Origin of the sequence: Leucobacter sp. wl10, from assembly GCF_003569785.1 — a bacterium.
Lineage (GTDB): Bacteria > Actinomycetota > Actinomycetes > Actinomycetales > Microbacteriaceae > Leucobacter.
Genome location: NZ_KZ984008.1, coordinates 54,031 through 60,030 on the forward strand (window position 1 = coordinate 54,031; position 6,000 = coordinate 60,030).

General features: G+C 67.4%; 8 protein-coding genes. 4 read left to right on the plus strand and 4 right to left on the minus strand.

All coding sequences use genetic code 11. From position 1 onward, the window contains the following. Positions 1-42: 42 nt before the first annotated feature. Together D1J51_RS15435 and D1J51_RS15440 are read left to right on the plus strand one after the other, a co-directional pair. A complete protein-coding gene (locus tag D1J51_RS15435; RefSeq protein ID WP_119076716.1) occupies positions 43-828 on the plus strand; it encodes an ABC transporter ATP-binding protein in 786 nt (261 codons plus the stop codon). 133 nt (positions 829-961) lie between these two features. Then, on the plus strand, positions 962-1,210 hold the full coding sequence (locus tag D1J51_RS15440) for a type B 50S ribosomal protein L31 (protein ID WP_119076718.1): 249 nt from the start codon (positions 962-964) through the stop codon (positions 1,208-1,210). 58 nt (positions 1,211-1,268) lie between these two features. Here the strand turns inward: D1J51_RS15440 and D1J51_RS15445 are convergent, their stop codons facing one another. Beyond that, positions 1,269-1,967 carry an exonuclease domain-containing protein gene (locus D1J51_RS15445; RefSeq protein WP_119076720.1) on the minus strand — a complete coding sequence of 233 codons (699 nt, stop codon included), beginning with the start codon at positions 1,965-1,967 and terminating at the stop codon, positions 1,269-1,271. Between the two features lie 158 nt (positions 1,968-2,125). Between D1J51_RS15445 and D1J51_RS15450 the strand changes: the two genes are divergently transcribed. Beyond that, positions 2,126-3,019: an alpha/beta fold hydrolase gene (locus D1J51_RS15450; protein WP_119076722.1), complete on the plus strand. Its 894-nt coding sequence runs from the start codon at positions 2,126-2,128 to the stop codon at positions 3,017-3,019. Further along, complete coding sequence (locus D1J51_RS15455) at positions 3,016-3,909, plus strand: TrmH family RNA methyltransferase (RefSeq protein ID WP_119076724.1); 894 nt, start codon at positions 3,016-3,018, stop codon at positions 3,907-3,909. The genes D1J51_RS15450 and D1J51_RS15455 overlap by 4 nt, the downstream gene beginning before the upstream one ends. Positions 3,910-3,917: 8 nt before the next feature. Here D1J51_RS15455 and D1J51_RS18050 read toward each other — a convergent pair whose 3' ends face one another. The 3 genes from D1J51_RS18050 to D1J51_RS15465 all read right to left on the minus strand — a co-directional run. Beyond that, entirely contained in the window at positions 3,918-4,061 is a 144-nt protein-coding gene (locus D1J51_RS18050) for a hypothetical protein (protein WP_162903884.1), read from the minus strand. Positions 4,062-4,266: 205 nt separating this feature from the next. Continuing rightward, positions 4,267-5,031 (minus strand): ATP-binding protein, encoded by a 765-nt coding sequence (locus D1J51_RS15460; RefSeq protein ID WP_119076726.1) that lies wholly within the window; start codon positions 5,029-5,031, stop codon positions 4,267-4,269. After that, positions 5,031-6,000: Mu transposase domain-containing protein (locus D1J51_RS15465; RefSeq protein WP_119076740.1), on the minus strand; the 970-nt coding region annotated here is incomplete at its 5' end. The genes D1J51_RS15460 and D1J51_RS15465, both read right to left, overlap by 1 nt.

Genomic DNA, 6,000 nt, shown 5'->3' on the forward strand with positions numbered 1-6,000 from the left:
CGCCGCACCCGCGTCCGGGCGACACTGGTTAGGCTGGTGTGCATGGTCAATGTGCTCCGACTCACCGACGTCTCCTACGTGCGCGACCGCCGCCGGATCCTCGACGGGATCGACTGGTCGGTGGAGGACTCGGAGCGATGGGTGATTCTCGGACCCAACGGCGCGGGCAAGACCACGCTCATGAAGCTCGCGACGGCGAACGACTACCCGACGACGGGAACCGTCGACGTGCTCGACAAGCGCCTCGGCAGGGTCGACGTCTTCGAGCTGCGCAACCGCATCGGCTTCGTCTCGTCGGCGACCGGCCGTCGCATCCCGGCGAACGAGCGCGTGCGCGACCTGGTGCTCACCGCCGCGTACTCGGTGGAGGGCCGGTGGAACGAGCACTACGACGACATCGACGTGCGCCAGGCGGAGCGCATCCTCGCCGAGTGGGACCTCGGGGACTTCGCCGACCACACCTACGGCACGCTCAGCGACGGGGAGCGCAAGCGCGCCCTCATCGCCCGCGCGGTGATGACCGATCCCGAGCTGCTGCTGCTCGACGAGCCGAGCGCGAGCCTCGACCTCGGGGCGCGCGAGCGGCTGCTGCAGATGCTCTCGGGCTTCGCCCGATCGCCCTATTCGCCCGCGATGGTCATGGTGACGCACCACGTCGAGGAGGTTCCGCCGGGCTTCACGCACGTGCTCATGCTGCGCGGAGGGCGCGTGCAGGCCTCGGGCCCCATCGCCGAGACGCTCACCGCCGAGAACCTCGAGGCGACCTTCGGCATGCCGTTCGACCTCGCGGTCTCGAACGGCCGCTATGCCGCCGTTGCCCGGCCGTAGAAAAATGCAGACGCTTACGGGGAACGGCCCGCTCATCTGATAGGCTGGATCCTTGGCGCGGGGGAGTCCCGCCTATCCCAAGACCTCAAGGTGTGCTGCTACACACCTTCAACCAGGCACCGAAGGAACACTCATGAAGACCGACATCCACCCCGAGTACAACGCAATCGTCTTCCGCGACCTCGCGTCGGGGGAGACGTTCCTCACCCGCTCCACGCTGACCAGCGAGAAGACCATCGAGCTCGACGGTCAGACCTACCCCGTCATCGATGTCGAGATCTCGAGCGCCTCGCACCCCTTCTACACGGGCAAGCAGCGCATCATGGACTCGGCCGGGCGCGTCGAGAAGTTCAACCAGCGCTTCAAGGGCTTCGGAGCCTGAGCGATCGGCTCTGAAGGAGAGGGCGGGGGTGCTTCCTCCGCCCTTTCTGCTGCCCGCGCTAACGCATCGGCCAGCGCCCGTCAGCGATGAATGAGGGATCGCGCACGCGACGCATGTACTCCTGAAAGCTCTCGGCCTGCGCCGCGGCCCACCCCACCTGCGCGCGATGGAGCTCCTCGAGGTCTTCGGGGATCACGTCCGAGTACTTGCGCGCGATGCGCTGCAGCACCCGGCCGGCCGCTATGGCGTCGTCTCCTGCGTCGTGCGCGCTGCCGATCCCGACGCCGTGGTGCGCCGCGACGGCCTCGAGCGTGCGCTTGCCCTTGCGGTACCGGTCGAACTGCTTGTCGAGGATCAGCGGGTCGATGACGGGGGAGAGCCCGCTCGGCAGCGCGACGCCGTGGCGCTCGGCCTCGGCCGCCAGCAGGCTGAGGTCGAACGGCGCGTTGTAGGCGACGACGGGAAACCCCCGCTCGATCATCTCGAGAAGCTGCGCCACGATCTGCTGCACGCCGACCGCCGCGTCGATGCCGCTGGCCCGCGCGATCTCCGTGCTGATGCCGTGCACCTGCACCGCGGCGGGCGGGATCTCGATGCCCGGGTCGAGCAGCCAGTCATAGCGCTCCGACGCCTCGCCCGCGGGCCCCAGCAGCGCGATGGTCGCGCTCACGATGCGGGCGCGCGAGGTGTCGACTCCGGTGGTCTCGGTGTCGAACACCGCGAGGTTGGAGGCCCAGAGCGGGAGTTGATCGGTCACGCTGATCCTTTCGTCTGCAACGATGCTATCGACTACCTCCGACTCCGCCGTCGCAGCGTCCCCCCAGGCCGCCCGGTTAGTATCTTCGAGTGACTTCAGCCTCGACCCGCGCAGCCCTCTCGAAGGCGCCGTCGACGCTCACCGTACCGACACTCACCGTGCCGACGCTCGGCGTCGAGACCCGCGCCTGGGAGTACGGGGATCCGGGCGGCGCAGCGCTGGTCCTCGTGCACGGTTTCCGGGGCGACCACCACGGGCTCGAGGGACTCGCTCAGGGCCTCGCCGATTCGCTGCCCGGCGTGCGAGCAGTCGTGCCGGATCTTCCGGGATTCGGCGAGACGCCCGCGGTTCCGGGGCGCGAGCACGACATCCGGCTGTACGGCGAGTGGCTGCGCGCCTTCACCGCGGCGGTGGCGCCCGAGGGCTTCGCGATCCTCGGCCACTCCTTCGGCTCGCTCGTGGTCGGCGCCGCCATCGCCGGCGGTCTGCGCCCGAGCCGCCTGATCCTCGTCAACCCGATCTCCGCGCCGGCGCTCGAGGGCCCGCAGGCGGCCCTCACGCGCCTCGCGATCGGCTACTACCGCGCAGCGGACCTGCTTCCGCGGCGCGCGGCGCGCGGCCTGCTCGGCAACCCCGCCATCGTGCGGGTGATGAGCGAGGTCATGGCCAAGACCGGCGACCCCGAGCTGCGGGCGTGGATCCACGGCCAGCACGCCGCGCACTTCAGCACCTTCGCCGATCCCGCGACGCTGCTGCAGGCCTTCCGCGCGTCCGTGTCGCACACGGTGCTCGAGTTCGGCCGCGCGTTCACGATGCCGACGCTGCTGATCGCGGGCGACCGCGACGACATCACGCCGCTCGCCAAGCAGCTCGAGCTGCAGCACCGGGTGCCCGGCTCGCGCTTGCGCATCATCCCCGGCACAGGTCACCTGGTGCACTATGAGGCGGTGCCCGACGCCGTGGCCTTCATCGGCGAGTTCATCGTGGATGAGGCGCGCTCGGAGCGGGCTCGCGGCGAGGCCTCCGCGAACCCGGGCGAGGCCTCCGCGTGAGGATCGCGAGAATCGACGACCTCTCCGCCCCCGAGCTCGCCGACTACACGCAGCTCACCGACGTCGCCCTGCGTCGCGTGCGGGAGCCCGAGGAGGGGCTGTACCTCGCCGAGTCCCCGAAGGTCATCGAGCGGGCGCTGCGGGCGGGGCACCGCCCGCGATCGGTGCTGCTGCTCGAGGAGTGGCTGCCTCGGGTGGAGCCGCTGCTCGAGGCGCACCCCGACGTTGCGGTCTACGTGGGGGAGCCGGGTCAGCTCGAGGCGCTGACGGGCTTCCACCTGCACCGCGGCGCGCTCGCCTCCATGCACCGGCCGGCGCCGCTCGATCCGCTCGAGCTGCTGCGCTCCTCGCGGCGCGTGGTGGTGCTCGAGGATCTCGCCGACCACACGAACGTAGAGGGTTCTAAAAAGTCGGTCGAGACCATCTTTGAATCACTACGCACCAGAATAGCGGTGCTTGAGAATTTGACCGACCACGCAAACGTCGGCAGCGCGTTCCGAAGCGCAGCGGCCATGGGTCTCGATGCTGTTCTGGTGACTCCCAGCTGCGCGGATCCGCTGTATCGCAGATCGGTCCGGGTCTCGATGGGGACGGTGTTCCAGGTGCCGTGGACCAGGATCGATCCCTGGCCACGCGGTGGCGTGCAGTTGCTGAAGGACGCGGGCTACGTTGTGGCCGGCATGTCCTTGGGAGAGGAATCGATCACGCTCGACCAGCTCGTCGCCGAGGATCACGAGGCTCTCGCCTTGGTGTTCGGCACCGAGGGGCACGGTCTGATGAAGGCAACCGATCGTCAGCTCGACCGCCGTGTGACGATCCCGATGATGAACGGGGTGGATTCCCTTAACGTCGCGGCATCCAGTGCGGTTGCGTTCTATGCGACCCGCTGATCGGTGAGTTACTCGCGTTTTGCATACTGTGCCTGCGCCTCTGACGGAAGCGAAGTAAAGGCTGTTCCGACAGTCTCCCAGAACTCCTGCCACGCATCATCTCGCACGACATCAGCGTCATTCCGTTCTTCTGCTGCTTCGTGGTCGGTCATCGCTCCTCCTTGAAGCTCATCTCGTTCACAATTGAATGTGACCGGCTGCCTGGCTACGCGACGCTCGGCACGCGCCGCAGGCTGCCGTCCGGGCCAGACTTGGGTCATTTGGTTAGCGGATTCGTTCGGTAGCGTGCGTGGGTTGAATCGGTAGCGCGGGCGGGGGTATCCGGTCGCGGCCCTGCGCCCGCGCTTCCGTGCTGGTTCAGGCGTTCGCACTGGTGTCGGCGAGGTGGCGGCGCATGTTCGGGCCGTCGAGCTGCACGAGTTCCGCGTTGGAGACGATGCGGTTCAGGATGGATTCCGCGATCACGGCGTCGTGGAGTGATTTGTACCAGTCCACGGGATCGAATTGCGAGGTCACAACGGTCGAGCCTCGTCGCTCGCGTGCGGCGAGGATGTTGAGGAGCTCGGCTGCGGTCTCGCTCGTGATCGGAGTCGTGAGGAAATCGTCGAGCACGAGCACGTCACACGAGTGGAGTGTTTCGAGGAAGCGGAGCCTTGCGGGGTCGTCGCGCTGGTAGACGGCGAGCTGGTTCGCGAGGTCATCAAGCCGGTAGTAGGCGGCGGTGTAGTCGCGCCGGCAGGCTGCGTTCACGAGTGCTTGCGCGAGATACGACTTCCCCACGCTGGAAGAGCCGAGGATGAGAAGGTTTGTGGTCTGCTCGATCCAGCGGCAGGCCGCGAGTCTCGCGATCACGTCTCGGTTCAGCGTCCGCCCGTCAAGGTAGTGGATGTCTTCGACGCAAGCGGCGGGGTTTGGGGTGCGGGAGGCTTTCAGGAGCTTCAGCATGCGCCGCTCGCTCCGGGCGGCGGACTCGCGTTCGAGGGCGTGTCTGATCTTCTGCGAGAACGTCCACTCGTCGCAGGCGGGATCGTTCGCGATCTCGATGACGGCTTCGCCGAACGCGGTCATTCGGAGCCCGGTGAACAAGGGCATATCGTCTGTGGTGAGGTGCAGCTCTTGCATCACGCGTCCTCCGTCCCGCGTCGGGTTAGCGCGTCGAGGCTGAATGCTTCGGCCCCGGCGAGGTAGGCGCGGGACGTGTCGCGCTCTGCTGGCCGTTCGCCCCAGACCTGCGGGGAGGCTTCGCTTGTGAGCGGGGTGGTTCGGGGGCGCTGGTTTTCTTCGGCGCGGACGGCCGTGATCGCGTTCTTGATGGCGGTGTAGGTGATCTGGCGATGAATATCTTGCCCGGCGACTTGTCGGCAGGCTTGTTCCAGCAGCGGACGATTTCCTCGTTTCCCGAGGTCGAGGATGTTCATGCAGGAGCGAAACCCTTGCGCTTCGATCTTGCGGCCATCCAGTAGGCGCTCGAGCGCGGTCACTGTTGCCGGCCCGACTTTCGCGGCCTGACGCAGGAAATAGGCGCGAGTCCATAGCCCCGTCGTGTCGGCCAGATGCGCGGGGGCGTGCTCAGGATCAGTGACGTACCCGTTCTTACGCTGTCCGACCGGATGTGACGCGATCACATCTCCCCGCGCGAGGACGTCGAGCCTCGCGCCGACGATGCGGGCGTCGACCGTGAGGCCGGCGAACTCGTACGGGACGGAGTATTTGATCGTGTCGATCTGGATATGCCAGTCGCGATGCACTTTCGCTTTGCGCCACACCACCGGCTCCCATCTGCGTTCCGGCAAGCTGATCAGCTCGTGCTGCTCGCGCTCACGGAACCAGTCGATGCGGCTACGCTGTTCGCCCCGGAACGGGGTGCGCTGGTTGATCGTCTCGACCTGCTCAGCGATCGCGGCGTTCACGTCATCGAGTGAGGTGAAGACACGGTCGGCGAGGTAGTGAATGACCCAGTTCGTGACGACTTTCACGCCGGCCTCAACGTTGCCCTTATCGCGGGGCCGGTAGGCGCGGGCAGGGACCGCGGCGGTTCGGTAGTGCTCGAGGAACTCGGCGTAGGACGGGTTCACGTCCCGCGCCCGCTCA

Bases quoted from the DNA above. Each gene is read 5' to 3' on its own strand.
- D1J51_RS15440 (WP_119076718.1), top strand. From the start codon at position 962: ATGAAGACCGACATCCACCCCGAGTACAACGCAATCGTCTTCCGCGAC.
- D1J51_RS18050 (WP_162903884.1), bottom strand. From the start codon at position 4,061: ATGACCGACCACGAAGCAGCAGAAGAACGGAATGACGCTGATGTCGTG.
- D1J51_RS15435 (WP_119076716.1), top strand. From the start codon at position 43: ATGGTCAATGTGCTCCGACTCACCGACGTCTCCTACGTGCGCGACCGC.
- D1J51_RS15460 (WP_119076726.1), bottom strand. From the start codon at position 5,031: ATGCAAGAGCTGCACCTCACCACAGACGATATGCCCTTGTTCACCGGG.